This window comes from Sphingomonas plantiphila, assembly GCF_046000505.1.
GTDB lineage: Bacteria > Pseudomonadota > Alphaproteobacteria > Sphingomonadales > Sphingomonadaceae > Sphingomonas > Sphingomonas plantiphila.
The window spans coordinates 403,662-418,160 of record NZ_JBELQC010000003.1 but is presented as its reverse complement, the minus strand read 5'-3'; the positions used below and the strand labels follow the sequence as shown (position 1 = coordinate 418,160).

At 66.8% G+C, this 14,499-nt stretch carries 13 protein-coding genes; 5 read left to right on the top strand and 8 right to left on the bottom strand.

All coding sequences use genetic code 11. The annotated features are described in order from the left end of the window. Positions 1 to 48 precede the first annotated feature (48 nt). The gene (locus tag ABS767_RS17085) at positions 49 to 888 is read right to left on the bottom strand and encodes an ABC transporter substrate-binding protein (protein WP_408080563.1); all 840 of its coding nucleotides are present in this window, start codon (positions 886 to 888) and stop codon (positions 49 to 51) included. Between the two features lie 53 nt (positions 889 to 941). On the opposite strand from ABS767_RS17085, the gene ABS767_RS17080 reads away from it, so the two are divergent. Together ABS767_RS17080 and ABS767_RS17075 are read left to right on the top strand one after the other, a co-directional pair. After that, entirely contained in the window at positions 942 to 1,940 is a 999-nt protein-coding gene (locus ABS767_RS17080) for a FecCD family ABC transporter permease (RefSeq protein WP_408080561.1), read from the top strand. After that, positions 1,934 to 2,707, top strand: coding sequence for an ABC transporter ATP-binding protein (locus ABS767_RS17075; RefSeq protein ID WP_408080559.1), 774 nt, complete (start codon positions 1,934 to 1,936; stop codon positions 2,705 to 2,707). The genes ABS767_RS17080 and ABS767_RS17075 overlap by 7 nt, the downstream gene beginning before the upstream one ends. A 741-nt stretch (positions 2,708 to 3,448) precedes the next feature. Here the strand turns inward: ABS767_RS17075 and acs are convergent. After that, positions 3,449 to 5,395 (bottom strand): acetate--CoA ligase, encoded by a 1,947-nt coding sequence (acs, locus tag ABS767_RS17070; RefSeq protein WP_408080557.1) that lies wholly within the window; start codon positions 5,393 to 5,395, stop codon positions 3,449 to 3,451. 129 nt (positions 5,396 to 5,524) lie between these two features. Here acs and ABS767_RS17065 point away from each other — a divergent pair, with 129 nt between their 5' ends. Together ABS767_RS17065 and ABS767_RS17060 are read left to right on the top strand one after the other, a co-directional pair. Continuing rightward, positions 5,525 to 7,183: an MFS transporter gene (locus tag ABS767_RS17065; protein WP_408080555.1), complete on the top strand. Its 1,659-nt coding sequence runs from the start codon at positions 5,525 to 5,527 to the stop codon at positions 7,181 to 7,183. A gap of 60 nt (positions 7,184 to 7,243) precedes the next feature. After that, on the top strand, positions 7,244 to 7,429 hold the full coding sequence (locus tag ABS767_RS17060; RefSeq protein WP_408080553.1) for a hypothetical protein: 186 nt from the start codon (positions 7,244 to 7,246) through the stop codon (positions 7,427 to 7,429). A 4-nt stretch (positions 7,430 to 7,433) separates the two neighbouring features. Here ABS767_RS17060 and ABS767_RS17055 read toward each other — a convergent pair whose 3' ends face one another. After that, positions 7,434 to 8,312 carry a hypothetical protein gene (locus ABS767_RS17055; protein WP_408080551.1) on the bottom strand — a complete coding sequence of 293 codons (879 nt, stop codon included), beginning with the start codon at positions 8,310 to 8,312 and terminating at the stop codon, positions 7,434 to 7,436. After that, positions 8,309 to 8,944, bottom strand: coding sequence for a hypothetical protein (locus ABS767_RS17050; protein ID WP_408080549.1), 636 nt, complete (start codon positions 8,942 to 8,944; stop codon positions 8,309 to 8,311). Before ABS767_RS17050 ends, ABS767_RS17055 begins: the two co-directional genes overlap by 4 nt. A gap of 150 nt (positions 8,945 to 9,094) precedes the next feature. Between ABS767_RS17050 and ABS767_RS17045 the strand changes: the two genes are divergently transcribed. Further along, positions 9,095 to 9,295, top strand: a complete 201-nt coding sequence (locus tag ABS767_RS17045; protein ID WP_408080547.1) for a hypothetical protein — start codon at positions 9,095 to 9,097, stop codon at positions 9,293 to 9,295. A gap of 15 nt (positions 9,296 to 9,310) precedes the next feature. On the opposite strand, the gene gatB is transcribed toward ABS767_RS17045, so the two are convergent. The 4 genes from gatB to ABS767_RS17025 all read right to left on the bottom strand — a co-directional run bounded on the left by gatB (position 9,311) and on the right by ABS767_RS17025 (position 14,496). Beyond that, positions 9,311 to 10,765, bottom strand: a complete 1,455-nt coding sequence (gene gatB, locus ABS767_RS17040) for an Asp-tRNA(Asn)/Glu-tRNA(Gln) amidotransferase subunit GatB (RefSeq protein ID WP_408080545.1) — start codon at positions 10,763 to 10,765, stop codon at positions 9,311 to 9,313. 86 nt (positions 10,766 to 10,851) lie between these two features. Beyond that, complete coding sequence (gene gatA, locus ABS767_RS17035) at positions 10,852 to 12,336, bottom strand: Asp-tRNA(Asn)/Glu-tRNA(Gln) amidotransferase subunit GatA (protein WP_408080543.1); 1,485 nt, start codon at positions 12,334 to 12,336, stop codon at positions 10,852 to 10,854. Beyond that, the gene (gene gatC, locus ABS767_RS17030; RefSeq protein ID WP_145845652.1) at positions 12,336 to 12,623 is read right to left on the bottom strand and encodes an Asp-tRNA(Asn)/Glu-tRNA(Gln) amidotransferase subunit GatC; all 288 of its coding nucleotides are present in this window, start codon (positions 12,621 to 12,623) and stop codon (positions 12,336 to 12,338) included. The genes gatA and gatC overlap by 1 nt, the downstream gene beginning before the upstream one ends. Before the next feature lie 43 nt (positions 12,624 to 12,666). Continuing rightward, the gene (locus ABS767_RS17025; RefSeq protein ID WP_408080541.1) at positions 12,667 to 14,496 is read right to left on the bottom strand and encodes a DUF4153 domain-containing protein; all 1,830 of its coding nucleotides are present in this window, start codon (positions 14,494 to 14,496) and stop codon (positions 12,667 to 12,669) included. Positions 14,497 to 14,499: the final 3 nt, after the last annotated feature.

Genomic DNA, 14,499 nt, shown 5'->3' with positions numbered 1-14,499 from the left:
GCGTCGCCGGTTTCGGCTGGCGGCGGCGTTGCGCCCTTGCGGCGGCGGTCAGCGGTGGTGGGCGACCTGCGCCGCGATGCTGCGCGCGGCTTGCACATAGGCCGGGCCGGCGCAGACGGTCCATGCCGACGGAAGGCGGACGCGGGGGATGTCGCGCAGCGCCGGATGGTGCAGCATCTCGGTTCCCTGATCCTCGACCGTGTCGGTTCCGCTGTCGACGATCAGGAAATCAGGTTTCGCCGCGACCATCTCCTCGATGCTGACCTGCGCGAGCGGCGGCTTGCCGAGCTTCGCGGCGAGGTTCACCAGGCCCGCGCGACGCATCAGATCGTCGACCAGCGTACCGGTTCCAGTCATGAAGCCGCGCCGCTGATAGAAGGCTGCGACCCTGCCGCGCCCGGTACGCGGGATCGCGGCGAGATCGCCCTGCATCCGCGCGATCATCGCCTCGCCGCGTGCCGGGTGGCCCAGCGCGGCGGCGGTCTCGCGGATCGAGAGATAGATTTCGTCGACCGTGTTGGCGAAGCGGAAATCGAGCGTCGGATAGCCCTGTCGCGCGATCAGCGCGGCGGCGGGGCCGGCGGGCATGCCAACGACCAGATCGGGCTGGATCGCGAGAATCTGTTCCCCCGAGCTCGACAGAAGGGGCAGGCCGCGCGCGCGATCTGCCACCGCCGACATTCCCGAATCGATGGCATTGCGGGTGAGCCCGGCGATCTGCGCGCGATCGGCGAGCGCGACGATGAGCTGGTCCGCGCAGAGATTGAACGACACCACGCGCTTTGGAACTGCGGGCGCGGCTTCCGGAGTTGCGGGACGCGCCGCCCATGCCACGGCACCCGCGCCGAATGCGATCATGCCGAGCGTGAGAAGCCGAAGACGCGCCATGGCCGCTTCCATAGCCGAGCGGCGCGTGCCAGCAAGCACTTGCGAGGCACAGCATGACATCGAGCCGCCATCTTTCGACGCTGATCGCGGCCCTGTCCGCCGTGACGCTGTGCGCCGCGCTGGCATCGCTGCTGTTCGGGCCGGTCGATCTGGGCCTCGCGCGCATCATCGCCGCACTGACGGGGCGCGGTGACCGGGTTGCCACCATGATCCTGTTCGAGCTGCGGCTGCCGCGCACGCTGCTGAGCCTCGCGGTCGGGGCGATGCTCGGGCTCGCCGGCGCGGTGCTGCAGGGATTCCTGCGCAATCCGCTCGCCGAACCGGCGGTGCTGGGGACGTCGAGTTCCGCGTCGCTCGGCGCGGTTGCGGCGCTCTATTTCGGGTTTGCCGCCGTTCACCCCGCAGTGCTGCCGCTGCTGGCGATCCTGAGCGCGCTGCTGTCGCTCGTGCTGCTGTTCGCGCTGGCGGGGCGGTCGGAGAGTGCGCTGACGCTGATCCTCGCGGGGATCGCCGTGTCGACGCTGGCGGGCGCGGGGATCAGCCTTGCGCTCAACCTGTCGCCCAATCCGTTTGCGGCGATGGAAATCATGACGTGGTTGCTGGGCAGTCTGGAGAACCGGTCGTTCGAGCATGTCGCCATCGCCCTGCCCTGCATCGCGATCGGGGCGGGCCTGCTGCTGTGGAATGGCCGCGCGCTCGACGCGCTGACGCTGGGCGAGGATGGTGCGGCGGCGCTGGGCGTCGACCTGCGAGCTGTCCGTCTGCGCCTGCTGCTCGGCACCGCGATCGGTGTCGGGGGCGCGGTGGCGGTATCGGGCGCGATCGGCTTTATCGGGCTGATCGTCCCGCATCTCGTGCGCCCGCTGACCGACCGCAGCCCGTCGGCGATCCTGATCCCCTCGGCGATCGGTGGCGCGGCGCTGCTGACGCTCGCGGACCTTGGCGTGCGCATCGCGCCGACCACCAACGAGCTCAAGCTGGGCGTGGTCACCGCGTTTCTGGGCGTCCCCGTCTTCCTTCTCCACCTGCTGCGGGAGCGGCGGCTATGGTGACGCTGACCGTCGAGCAGCTCAGCGTCGCGCTGGGCAAGCGGACCGTCGTCCACGACGCCGGCTTCGTCCTGTCGCCCGGCACGCTGACCGGAATCGTCGGCCCCAACGGCGCGGGCAAGTCGACGCTCGCGCGGGCGATGCTGGCGCTGGTGCCGGCGCAAGGCCGCGTGCGGGTCGATGGCGCGAATGCGGCGGAGATGGCGCGGGCCGAGCTGGCGCGCCGGATCGCCTATCTGCCGCAGGGCCAGACGCTGCACTGGCCGCTGACGGTCGAGCGGCTGGTCGGCCTTGGCCGGCTACCCCACCTCGCACCGATGTCGCGGCTCGGGGAAGCCGATGCCGCCGCGATCGAGCGCGCGATGGACCGCGCCGACGTGCTGCCGCTGCGCCAACGGATCGCGACCGAACTCTCCGGCGGCGAGCGCGCCCGCGTGCTGCTCGCCCGCGCGCTGGCGGTCGAGGCGCCCGCGCTGATCGCCGACGAGCCGCTCGCCAGCCTCGACCCCGGGCACCAGATCGACGTGATGGAGTTGCTGAGCGAGGAGGCGCGGGCCGGGCGCACCGTGGTCGCGGTGCTCCACGACCTGACCATGGCGGCGCGCTATTGCGACCGGATCATCCTGCTCGACCGCGGCCGCATCGTCGCCGACGGCGCGCCGCTGGCGGTGCTCACGACCGATAATCTGCGCGCTGTCTATGGTATCGAGGTGCGGATCGAGGAGCATCATGGCCGCCCGGCGATCGTGCCGCTGGGACGGAGTCGTTGAGAGGATGGAGGATCGCGGAGCCGCCGTTCTGCTTACGACCCCTTTGCGGACGCGCGCGCTACACCGACATGATTCCGTCGATCAGAGCGCTACGCCATTCGCGTTTGAGGAACAGCTGCAACTCGGCAGTGCCCGCGTCGTGTCCTCTGGTCTTCAAGACCCGAACTTGAAAGCGATCTTGCCCAGCCAATTTGGCTAGGGGTGGCAGTTCAAGCCGACAAGGATAACCTTCTGCATGTTTGGTTCCGGAGCATGATAACCCTGAAGCAATGACCGTTCCGGACCGCACGGATACAAGCGTCGCGGAATATGGTCGCCCCTCAGGCACACCGGTGCAATTTTCTACAAATACACGTAAGTCCAACGGGTAGGCAACTCGAGTGGTCCAGGCCTCTTCGCGCCAGCCCCCGTTGCTGGTCGTAGAAATAGAGCAGCCTGTTTCGTTTGACGAAACGGTGCTTTCTACGGTTTCCAGCCGATAGGGCCGCGACAGCATCGCAAGCAAAACAACGCCAATAGCGACGCTGGCGAAGATGCATCCTTGTTTTACAGGCACATTCGCCCCTCAGCTGTTGGTGCGCCATGCTGGCTGCCTCAACATGTAGCGCTTGGCTCATAGCCGCAAGGACGGCATCCCACACTTCCCGCCGCCCCGTCATGGCCGCCTTGCTTGCGGAAAGGTCAGAGTGCTCCGCTAACTCCGTATTGATCGGTTCACCACTTGGGGCACGCCGCCGAACCTCACGCCTCCGTGAGATGCGGCCGGTTGGCGAGCAGGTGATCCACCACCGACGGATCGGCCAGCGTCGAGGTGTCGCCGAGGTTGCCGACGTCGTTCTCGCCGATCTTGCGCAGGATGCGGCGCATGATCTTGCCCGAGCGGGTCTTGGGCAGCGCGGGCGCGAACTGGATCACGTCGGGCGTGGCGATCGGGCCGATTTCCTGTCGCACCCATTTGATCAGCTCGGCGCGCAGCGCGGCGTCGGGCGTCACCTCCGCATTGGTGGTGACGAAGGCGTAGATGCCCTGCCCCTTGATGTCGTGCGGCATGCCGACCACCGCCGCCTCGGCGACCTTGTGGTGCGCGACCAGCGCGCTTTCGATCTCCGCCGTGCCCATGCGGTGGCCCGACACGTTGATCACGTCGTCGATCCGGCCGGTGATCCAGTAATAGCCGTCTTCGTCGCGGCGGCAGCCGTCGCCGGTGAAATAGACGCCCTTGAAGGTGGTGAAATAGGTCTGGAAGAAGCGGTCGTGATCGCCCCACACGGTGCGCATCTGGCCGGGCCAGCTGTCCTTGATGACCAGGCATCCGTCGCCCGCCCCCGCGATCTCGTTGCCGTCGGTGTCGAGCAGCGCGGGCTGGACGCCGAAAAACGGTTTGGTCGCGGAGCCGGGCTTGAGCGCGGTCGCGCCGGGCAGCGGGGTGATCATCGCGCCGCCGGTCTCGGTCTGCCACCAGGTGTCGACGATCGGGCAGCGCCCCTCGCCGACCACGCGGTGGTACCAGGACCAGGCCTCCGGGTTGATCGGCTCGCCGACGCTGCCGAGCAGGCGCAGCGAGCTGCGGTCGGTCCTGGTCACCCAGTCATCGCCCTCGCGCATCAGCGCGCGCAGCGCGGTGGGGGCGCCGTAGAAAATTTCGACCTTGAACTTGTCGACCACCTGCCAGAAGCGCGAGGGATCGGGCCAGTTGGGCACGCCTTCGAACATCACGCTCGTCGCGCCGTTCATCAGCGGGCCGTAGACGACATAGCTGTGGCCGGTGACCCAGCCGATATCGGCGGCGCACCAGTAGATCTGACCCGGGCGGTAATCGAAGACATATTCGTGCGTCATCGCCGTCCACACGGCATAGCCGCCGGTGGTGTGGAGCACGCCCTTGGGCTTTCCGGTCGAGCCCGAGGTGTAGAGGATGAACAGCGGGTCCTCCGCGTTCATCTCCGCGGGCGCGCAATCGGCGGACTGGCTCGCCGCCTCGGCCCAGTCGATGTCGCGGCCCTCCACCATCGGCACGTCCGCACCGGTACGGCGGAGCATGATCACCCGCTCGACGCCGATGCACTGGTTGAGCGCGGCGTCGACATTCGCCTTGAGCGGGATGCGCTTGCCGCCGCGCAGCCCCTCGTCCGCGGTCAGCACGATGCGGCTGTCGCAATCCCTGATCCGTCCGGCGAGCGCGTCGGGCGAGAAGCCGGCGAAGACGATCGAGTGGATCGCGCCGATCCGCGCGCAGGCGAGCATCGCCACCGCGGCCTCGGGCACCATCGGCAGATACAGCGTGACGCGATCGCCGCGCCCGATGCCCTGCGCCTTGAGCAGATTGGCGAAGCGGCAGACATCGGCATGCAGCTCGCGATAGGTGATCGCACGGTGCGGCTCGGCGGGGTCGTCGGCTTCCCACAGGATCGCGACGCTGTCGCCGCGCTCGGCGAGGTGGCGGTCGAGCGCATTGGCGCTGATGTTGAGCGTGCCGTCGGAGAACCACGCGATGCCGAAATCGGCTTCGTCGAAGCTGGTGTCCTTGACGCGAGTGAACGGCTTGATCCAGTCGAGCCGCTGCGCCGCCTCGCCCCAGAAGCCCTCGGGGTCCTCGACCGAGCGGCGGTACATCGCCTGATAGCCCGCTTCGTCCACCAGCGCGTTCTCCGCCCAGTCCTGCGGCACGGGGTAGATCGTCTGGGCCATCACATCCTCCATCTCAGTTGCGGGCCTTCTGTAACTTTCACCGCCTGCTGTCACCCGCTGCGCGCAACAACGCTTCGTTTCCGCGAAAAAATGTGATCTTTTAGCGCTAACATAGCTGGAGGGGGATTCATGGCTGAGGCGCAGCCGACGCATCACGAAGCGACTCAGAGCGAGAGGCTGGTCATCACCGCATCGTCACTGGGGACGGTGTTCGAATGGTATGATTTCTATCTCTACGGGCTGCTCGCGACGATCATCTCGGCGCAATTCTTCTCGGGCGTGAACGAGACGACCGGGTTCATCTTTGCGCTCGCCGCCTTTGCGGCCGGGTTCGCGGTGCGCCCGTTCGGCGCGCTCGTGTTCGGGCGGATCGGCGATCTGGTCGGGCGCAAGAACACCTTCCTCGTCACGATGGGGCTGATGGGCGGGGCGACCTTCGTCGTCGGCCTCCTCCCCTCCTATGCGACGATCGGGGTCGCGGCGCCGATCCTGCTGGTCGCGATGCGGCTGGTCCAGGGTCTGGCGCTGGGCGGCGAATATGGCGGGGCGGCGACCTATGTCGCGGAGCATGCGCCGAACAACAAGCGCGGCCTGTATACCAGCTTCATCCAGACGACCGCGACGCTCGGCCTGTTCGCTGCGCTGCTGGTCGTGATCGGCACGCGCATGGCGGTAGGCGAAGAGGCGTTCCGCGACTGGGGCTGGCGCGTGCCGTTCCTCGTCTCGATCATCCTGCTCGGCGTGTCGCTGTGGATCCGCATGCAGCTCGAAGAAAGCCCGGTGTTCAAGAAGATGAAGGCGGAGGGCACGACGTCGAAGGCGCCGCTGACCGAGGCGTTCGGGCGCTGGAGCAACGCCAAATGGGTGCTGGTCGCGCTGCTCGGCGCGGTCGCCGGGCAGGCCGTGGTCTGGTACACCGGCCAGTTCTACGCGATGTTCTTCCTCGAAAAGATGCTGATGGTGGACGGCGCCACAACCAACATCCTGATCGCGATCGCGCTGGTGATCGGCACGCCCTTCTTCATCTTCTTCGGCTGGCTGTCGGACCGGATCGGGCGCAAGCCGATCATCATGGCGGGCTGCGCACTGGCGGTGATCACCTATTTCCCTGCATTTCACGCGCTGTCTGAAGCGGCCAATCCAGCACTTGCCCGGGCGGTGACGACGGCGCCGGTGACGGTGGTGACCAATGGCGACGATTGCTCGCTGCAATTCGATCCGGTCGGCGGCAACAAGTTCGACAGCAAGAGCTGCGACATCGCCAAGGCGTTCCTGGCGAAAAACGCGATCAGCTATCAGAGCATCGACGCCCCGGCGGGTACGGTGGCGGTGGTTCGCATCGGCGACGCAAGCTTCACCGCGCCCGACCCCGCCCAGGTGACCGGCGGCGCGCGCAAGGCCGCGATCGCCGGATTTCAGGGCGAGCTGAAGGCCGCGCTGACCGCGGCGGGGTATCCGTCAAAGGCCGATCCGGCGCAGATCAACAAGCCGGTGGTGGTGGCGATCCTCACCTGGCTCGTGCTGCTGGTAACGATGGTCTATGGCCCGATCGCGGCGATGCTGGTCGAGCTGTTCCCCAGCCGCATCCGCTACACGTCGATGTCGTTGCCCTATCATATCGGCAATGGCTGGTTCGGCGGATTTCTGCCGACCACCGCCTTCGCGATGGTCGCGGCGACGGGGGATATCTATTACGGCCTGTGGTACCCGATCGTGGTCGCGGGGCTGACGCTGGTCGTCGGCCTGATGTTCCTGCCCGAAACATTCCGGCGGAATATCGACGACTGAGCGCCAGCGCCTGAACCAAAGCCGGGATCGGCACGTTGGAGGGGCAAAGGAGAGTTTCCGATGCCCGTCGAACCGCCGATCCCCGCCGAACCGTCCGTCCCCCCGCCCGAAGCGCCTCCGACGCCCCAGCCGGGGCAGCCGGAGCCGACGACGCCCGAGATCAACCCGCCGCCGCCCGACATCGACGTCCCCGCGCCTCAGCCGGGCGGCGAGCCGCCCGCGACGCCGATCCAGCCAACGGCTTGAGGAATCAGTTGCCCGCGGTCAGATCGACGATCCGGTCGCGGTCGTAACGCATGACGCCATCGATCGCGGGGAAGCGGTCGATGGTCATGCCGAAATAGTTGGGCAGCTTGCCGACCGGCTTGAGCGACGCCTGACGCACCGGCAGCGCCTGCAGGCGCGCATCCACTGCGTCGCCGGCGACCGGCAGGCGATAATCGAGCGCGATCGGCATCGGCTTGGCATTGTCGCCGGGCTCGCGCTTGGGCATTTCCTTAGACACGAAGCGGCCGAGATCGGTGATCTCCCCCGCCTTCACATCGAACTTCACGCTGCCCATGCAGAAGCAGCTGCCGAAGGCACCGCCGCCGGGCAGCACCGACATCATGCCGTAGACGCGATAGGTGCCCGGCGTAAGCTCCTGGACATAGGTCGACACCTTGTCCTCCCCCGCCCCCTTGGCGAAGCGGTTGAGCGGGCCGATCGATACGCCGGTCAGCAGGCCGAACGGGGTGAATTCGAAATTCTCCTCGGTCGGTTCGACCGGTTCCTTGGGAAGTTCGGGCTTCGGCGACCCCTTGGGTGTCTTGTCGTAGGCGATCTTGGCCTTGTCGTAGGACGCCTTCTTCTTCACATATTTCTCGCGCGCCTCGACCAGCGCGTCGGCGCGCAGTTCGTCATATTTCGCCTGATCCTCGGCGCTGGGCACGCGCATCAGGTGCAGCGGGATCGCCGCGTCGGAGCGGAGCATGACATAGGCCTTGGCCGGGTCGAGCGTGACGGCTGGCTTGTCCTTCACCGGTGCCGCCTCGACGAACACGACCTTGTCCTTCTTCGCGGCGGGCGCCGCCATCGCGGGACCCGCGGCCAGCAGCGCCACCGCCGCGGCCATCATCAGCGTCTTCACAGCCCCAGCTCCTCGCCCTGCGGATTGGCGGTGGCGGCGACCAGCGCCTGCCGCTTGAGATAGTCAAACCGACGGCTCTCGGGCATGTCGGACAGCCCCTCCTCGAAATGGAATTCCTGCCACAGGTCTTTCGAGAGGCCGTAGCGGCGATAGCCCTTGAAGTTCATGCACTGGCGCATGTTGACGCGGCGCAGCCGGCGCTTTTCCGCCGATCCGAAGATCGCCATCGCCATCGCGCTGCCGATCATTCCGCCGGCCGCACCGGCCAGCGTCCCGGCATAGGGGTAGGGCGCCTGCGTATAGGTGATGCCGCTCGCCAACCCACGCGCATAGCCGTCACACTCGACGATATCGCCATAGGCGGTCTGGAAGTCCGTTTCGGAGCGGACGAAATAATAATATTTGTCGTAATTGTCCGGATCGGTTGCGGACGGCGTAAAGTCCAGCTTCGGCATCTCGACCTTGGCCGCCTCACCGGCATCCGTCGGCAATTTCCCGAACGGCGAACCGCTGTCTTCGAGATAGACCGGCGTCGCCTGGGCCTGTTCCTGCGCGCTCGCGATACCCGGCAGAACGAGCGCAGCCGCTGTCAGCGCGGCGCACGCGCGCCGAGCCAGACCGTAATCCTTCATGGGAGAACCCCCTCCGATTTCAATGACTTCCCGCCGAATCGGCAGGCCGTCAGCCCCGGCGCGGAGATTATCGCGCTCGGCGCCGCACGCAAGCGGGATCGATGGAGCGCTGCGCGACGCGACGCGTTACAGAGGCGAAGGAGACGATAGATGACCGACCCCGAACGCGATCCCCACCCCGACAGCCTGCCCGGCGCCGATCACGACAGCCACAGCGACCTCGAGCGCGCGGTCAGCGGGAGCAATCGCGACATCGAGAATGTGCAGGACGACACCCCGCCGGAAGGCGTGGACGGCGCCGTCGGCGGAACCGGCGGCGTGACCAAGAACCAGGACGATACCGCGCAGTGACGCGCGGCGGCAGGGTCAGCCCGCGAGTGCCTTCTTCAGCAACTCGTTGACGACGCCCGGATTGGCCTTGCCGCCCATCGCCTTCATCGTCTGACCCACGAAGAAGCCGAACAGCTGCTCCTTGCCGCCGCGATACTGTTCGAGCTGACCCGGGTTCTTCGCAAGAACCTCGGCGATCACCGCTTCGATCGCGCCCGTGTCGGATGTCTGCTTGAGCCCACGCTCTTCAACGATCTTGCCCGCATTGTCGCCGGTTTCGAGCATGATTTCGAACACCTGCTTGGCGAGGCTGCCCGAGATGGTGCCGTCGGCGACGAGCCCGAGCAGTTCGGCGGCCTGTGCGGCGCTGACCGGCGACTCCTCGATCCCCTTGCCCAGCTTGTTGAGCGCGCCGAACAGTTCGGACGTCACCCAGTTGGACGCCGCCGCGCCCTTTGCGCCCGCATCGAGCAGCGCGTCGAAATAGCGCGCGGTCTCGACCTCGGCGGTCAGCACGCCGGCATTGTATGGCGTCACCCCGGCCGCAATGTAGCGCGCGCGCTTGGCATCGGGCAGTTCGGGCAGCGACCTGCGGCATTCGTCCAGAAACGCATCGTCGAGTTCGAGCGGGAGCAGGTCGGGATCGGGGAAGTAGCGATAGTCATGCGCGTCTTCCTTCGACCGCATCGACCGCGTTTCGCCGCGATCGGGGTCGAACAGGCGCGTTTCCTGCACGATCGTGCCGCCGCTCTCCAGCACCTCGATCTGGCGCTTGGCCTCGATCTCGACCGTCTGCATGACGAAGCGGACCGAGTTGACGTTCTTGGTCTCGGTGCGCGTGCCGAACTCGGCGCCGGGCTTGCGCACCGACACGTTGACGTCGGCGCGCATCGAGCCCTGGTCCATATTGCCGTCGCACGACCCGACATAGCGCAGGATCGAGCGCAGCTTGGCGAGATAGGCACCGGCTTCGGCGGGCGAGCGCATGTCGGGCTTCGACACGATCTCCATCAGCGCGACGCCACTGCGGTTCAGGTCTACATAGGACAGGCGCGGATGCTGGTCGTGCATCAGCTTGCCGGCGTCCTGCTCGACATGGATGCGTTCCACGCCGATCGTCTTGGTCTCGCCCTCGACGTCGATCTCGATCTCACCCTCGCCCACCAGCGGGTGGTAGAGCTGGCTGATCTGATAGCCCTGCGGCAGATCGGCGTAGAAGTAATTCTTGCGGTCGAAGCGCGACCATTTGTTGATCTTCGCGTCGATCGCCATGCCGGTGCGCACCGCCTGGCGGATGCACTCGACATTCGGCACTGGCAGCATCCCCGGCATCGCCGCGTCGACGAGGCTGACCTGCGTATTCGGCTCCGCCCCGAACGCGGTGGCGGCGCCCGAGAAAAGCTTGGCGTTGGACGTGACCTGCGCATGGACCTCCAGGCCGATCACGACCTCCCACTCCCCGGTTTCGCCTTTGATGCGGTATTCAGTCATTCTTCGAACATCCCATGCGTTCCTGCGAAAGCAGGAACCCAGTGCCAAGCAACCCTAGGCTCCTGCTTTCGCAGGAGCACAAAAACTCACCACCATTGCTCCGGCCGCGCGGTGAACCCCGCGCGCTGCTCAAGCGCGAGGCTTGCGTTCAGCACGCCCTGTTCGTCCAGCGGCTTGCCGATGATCTGCAGGCCGAGCGGAAGCCCGTCCTTGTCCAGCCCGCCGGGCACCGACATCGCCGGGATGCCGGCGAGGCTCGACGGCACGGTGAACACATCGTTGAGATACATCGCCAGCGGATCGGCGCTCTTCTCGCCCAGCGCGAACGCGGCGCTCGGCGCGGTCGGGGTCAGCAGCAGGTCGCACTGCAGCCACGCCCGCTCGAAATCGCGCGCGATCAGGGTGCGGACCTTCTGCGCCTGGGTGTAATAGGCGTCGTAGAAGCCCGCCGAGAGCACATAGGTGCCGATCAGGATGCGGCGCTGTACCTCCGGGCCGAACCCGGCGGCACGGGTCGCGGCGTACATTTCCTGAAGGTTCGCGCCATCGGGCAGGTCGCGCTGACCGTAGCGCACGCCGTCATAGCGCGCGAGGTTGGACGACGCCTCGGCCGGCGCGATGATGTAATAGGCCGGCAGCGCGTATTTGGTGTGGGGAAGCGAGACTTCGACAATCTCCGCTCCGGCATCCTTGAGCCAGTCGATGCCCTGCTGCCACAGCGCCTCGATCTCGGTCGGCATGCCTTCGACGCGATATTCCTTGGGAATGCCGACCTTCTTGCCGCGCAGATCGGGGTTCAGCCCCTGCTCCCACTTGGGCACGTCGAGCTTGAGCGAGGTCGCGTCCTTCGCGTCGAAGCCCGCCATTGCCTCCAGCATGATCGCGCAGTCGCGCACGTCGCGCGCCATCGGCCCCGCCTGATCGAGCGACGAGGCGAACGCCACCACGCCCCAGCGCGAGCAGCGGCCATAGGTCGGCTTGATGCCGCTGATGCCGGTGAAGGCCGCGGGCTGGCGGATCGAGCCGCCGGTATCGGTGCCGGTCGCCGCGGGCACGAGCCGCGCGCTGATGGCCGCCGAGCTGCCGCCCGACGAGCCGCCGGGCGCGAGCGGGGCGTTGCCGCCATCCTTGCGCCGCCACGGGCTGATCACGTTGCCGAAATAGCTGGTCTCGTTCGACGATCCCATCGCGAACTGGTCGAGGTTCAGCTTGCCCAGCATCCCCGCGCCCGCGTCCCACAATTTCTGCGAGACGGTCGATTCATAGACCGGCTTGAACCCTTCCAGCATGTGGCTCGCGGCGGTGGTCTGCACGCCCTTGGTGCAGAACAGGTCCTTCATCCCGATCGGCACGCCGGCAAGCGGCTTGAGCGTCTCGCCAGCGGCACGCGCGGTGTCGGCCTCCTTCGCGGCGGCGAGCGCGTGCTCGGGCGTTTCGACGATGAACGCGTTGAGCGCCTTCGCCGCGCTCACCTTGACGATGAAGGCGTCGGCGACCTCGCGTGCGGAGAATTCGCCGGTACGAACGCCGTCACGCAGCGCCGCGACGCCGAGGGTGGTGAGATCGGTCATTATTCGATCACCTTCGGCACGGTGAAAAAGCCATGCTCGGCGAGCGGGGCGTTGGCGAGCACCGCGTCGCGCATGTCGCCGTCGTTCACGACGTCGTCGCGCAGGCGCAGCGTGTTGGGGATCACGGCGGTCATGGGCTCGACCGAGGAGGTATCGACCTCGCCCAGCTGCTCGATCCAGCCGAGGATGTTGTTGAGCTCTGGCGCAAGCCGCTCGGCGTCGGCATCGCTGATCGCGATGCGCGCAAGGCTCGCGACCTTCTTCACGGTGGCGGTATCTACGGACATAAGCGCGCGCCTAGCAGCGACGCCCCCGTTTCAGCAAGCGGGGTTATTCGAACGGATCGCCGACCGGCACGCCGCCGACGAAGACCTGGCGCCGCTGGACCGGGCGGACTTCGATAGCGCCTTTGCGATATCCCTCGCTTAGCGCCACTCTGACAGCCGGATCAGTTATGCCCGTATCCACAAACCGCCATTTTCCATTGGCACGTTCGATCCGCCAAGGGTTTCTGCAGCTCCAATCGACACCCGAGCGCCCCGTATGCGCCTCTCTGTAGGACTCGATGCACGAATCTCGGTAGACGACTGCCTGCTGCTCCCCGGGCAAAACATACATCGTGCAACGCACTTCACTATCGCCGCATAGCTTGTAGTCAGCGAGTATCCCGCGAAGCTCTGGCGTGAGGGGGACAGGGCGGGGAAGCATTCTCACCCGCTTCTCGATCCCAAATAGACGGCCCTGCTCTTGCCCCGTCCCCATCAGCTCCCACCGACTTTTAGCCGCTGCCGCGACTTGCGCAGGCTTGCTAACCTTTGGTTCACGTGACGACACAAGGCGCTCCAGCGCCCGCCGCCCCGGCTCCCCGAAATCGAACGCCAGCGCCGCCCAGTCGAACTTGTCCGGTGTCACCTCGCCCGACTCCAGCCGCGCGACTTGATCGCGGGTCGAGATCGCATTGAAGCTCACCAGCGGCGTCGCCAGCAGCAGCGCGACACCGCAGACGATCATCGCCAGATGCAGGTTGGCAGGGCGCACCCGCTCTGCCCAAGCGCCGCGCCCCCGGATCACGCTGACGAGGTAGGCGACCGCAACCACGCTTGCGATGATGACGAAGGTCAGGCCCCATAGCCGCTCGGGCGTGAAGCCATATTGGCCGATGCGCAGCCCGGTTGCGATCGCGGCGATCACCACCAGCGGCAGGATCGCCACCGCCAGAACCAGCGCAGCCCAGCGCAGCACGCGGTTACGCTGTGCGTCGTCGCCGCCATTGCCGATCACCGCATTGACCAGCAGCAGCGCCCCGACCGCGCACGCGAGCAGGATCGGCGTCGTTGCCTTGGTCGCGTCCCATAGCGGCTGCAGCCCGGTGAAGGGCAGCGCGATCAGGAACAGCCCCAGCCCGACCGCCAGCACCGGCGCCAGCACGCCGAGCACCAGCATCGCGACATTCTGAAGCAGTCCGACGATCCGCCGCTGCTCCCGCAGCAGCGCAAGGCCGAGACCAAAGGCAAGGCCAACCAGCGGTCGCCAGAACCATTCCTTCCGCAGCAGGTCCTTGAGCAGGTCGATCCCGATCAGGTCGAACAGTGCGGCGAGCAGGAACGACAGCAGAAGCACGACACCGACGAACGCCCAGCCAAGGCACCACAGCACTGCATTGGTCCAGGCGTGATCGTGCGCCAGAGGATAGGACAGTGGACGATACCCGCCCTCGCGACCTGCCTGAAACAGCGGCGCGACGATGCCGATGGCGAGCGCGAGGCAGACGAGCCGCCACCCCTCGGTCGCGCTCCATCCCGATGTCGCGCCGTTGAAATAGACGATCAGCGCCGCAATCACGCCGCACGCGAGCGCGAACGCCGCCGAACGGATGAGGTCGGTGCGAAGGACGACGAAACCGAACAGGATCGCCGTCACGCTGACGAAGCTGAGCAGCGCGAGCCGCACCGCGCTGATCTGCGGTTGATACCCCGTCCCGAAAATCCAGTGGACGATAAGGCCGGTGATCAGCCCGAGCGCCGCAAGGATCGGGGCAAGCAGCGGCCAGCGATCCTCGCCCGTGTCGGTCTGCATCGTCATCGTCCACCCTCCCCGCGCAGCATCGACCCCCGGGGCCGGCCCGGCGTTGCCGTCGGGCGAAACTCTAATCCACGCCATCGC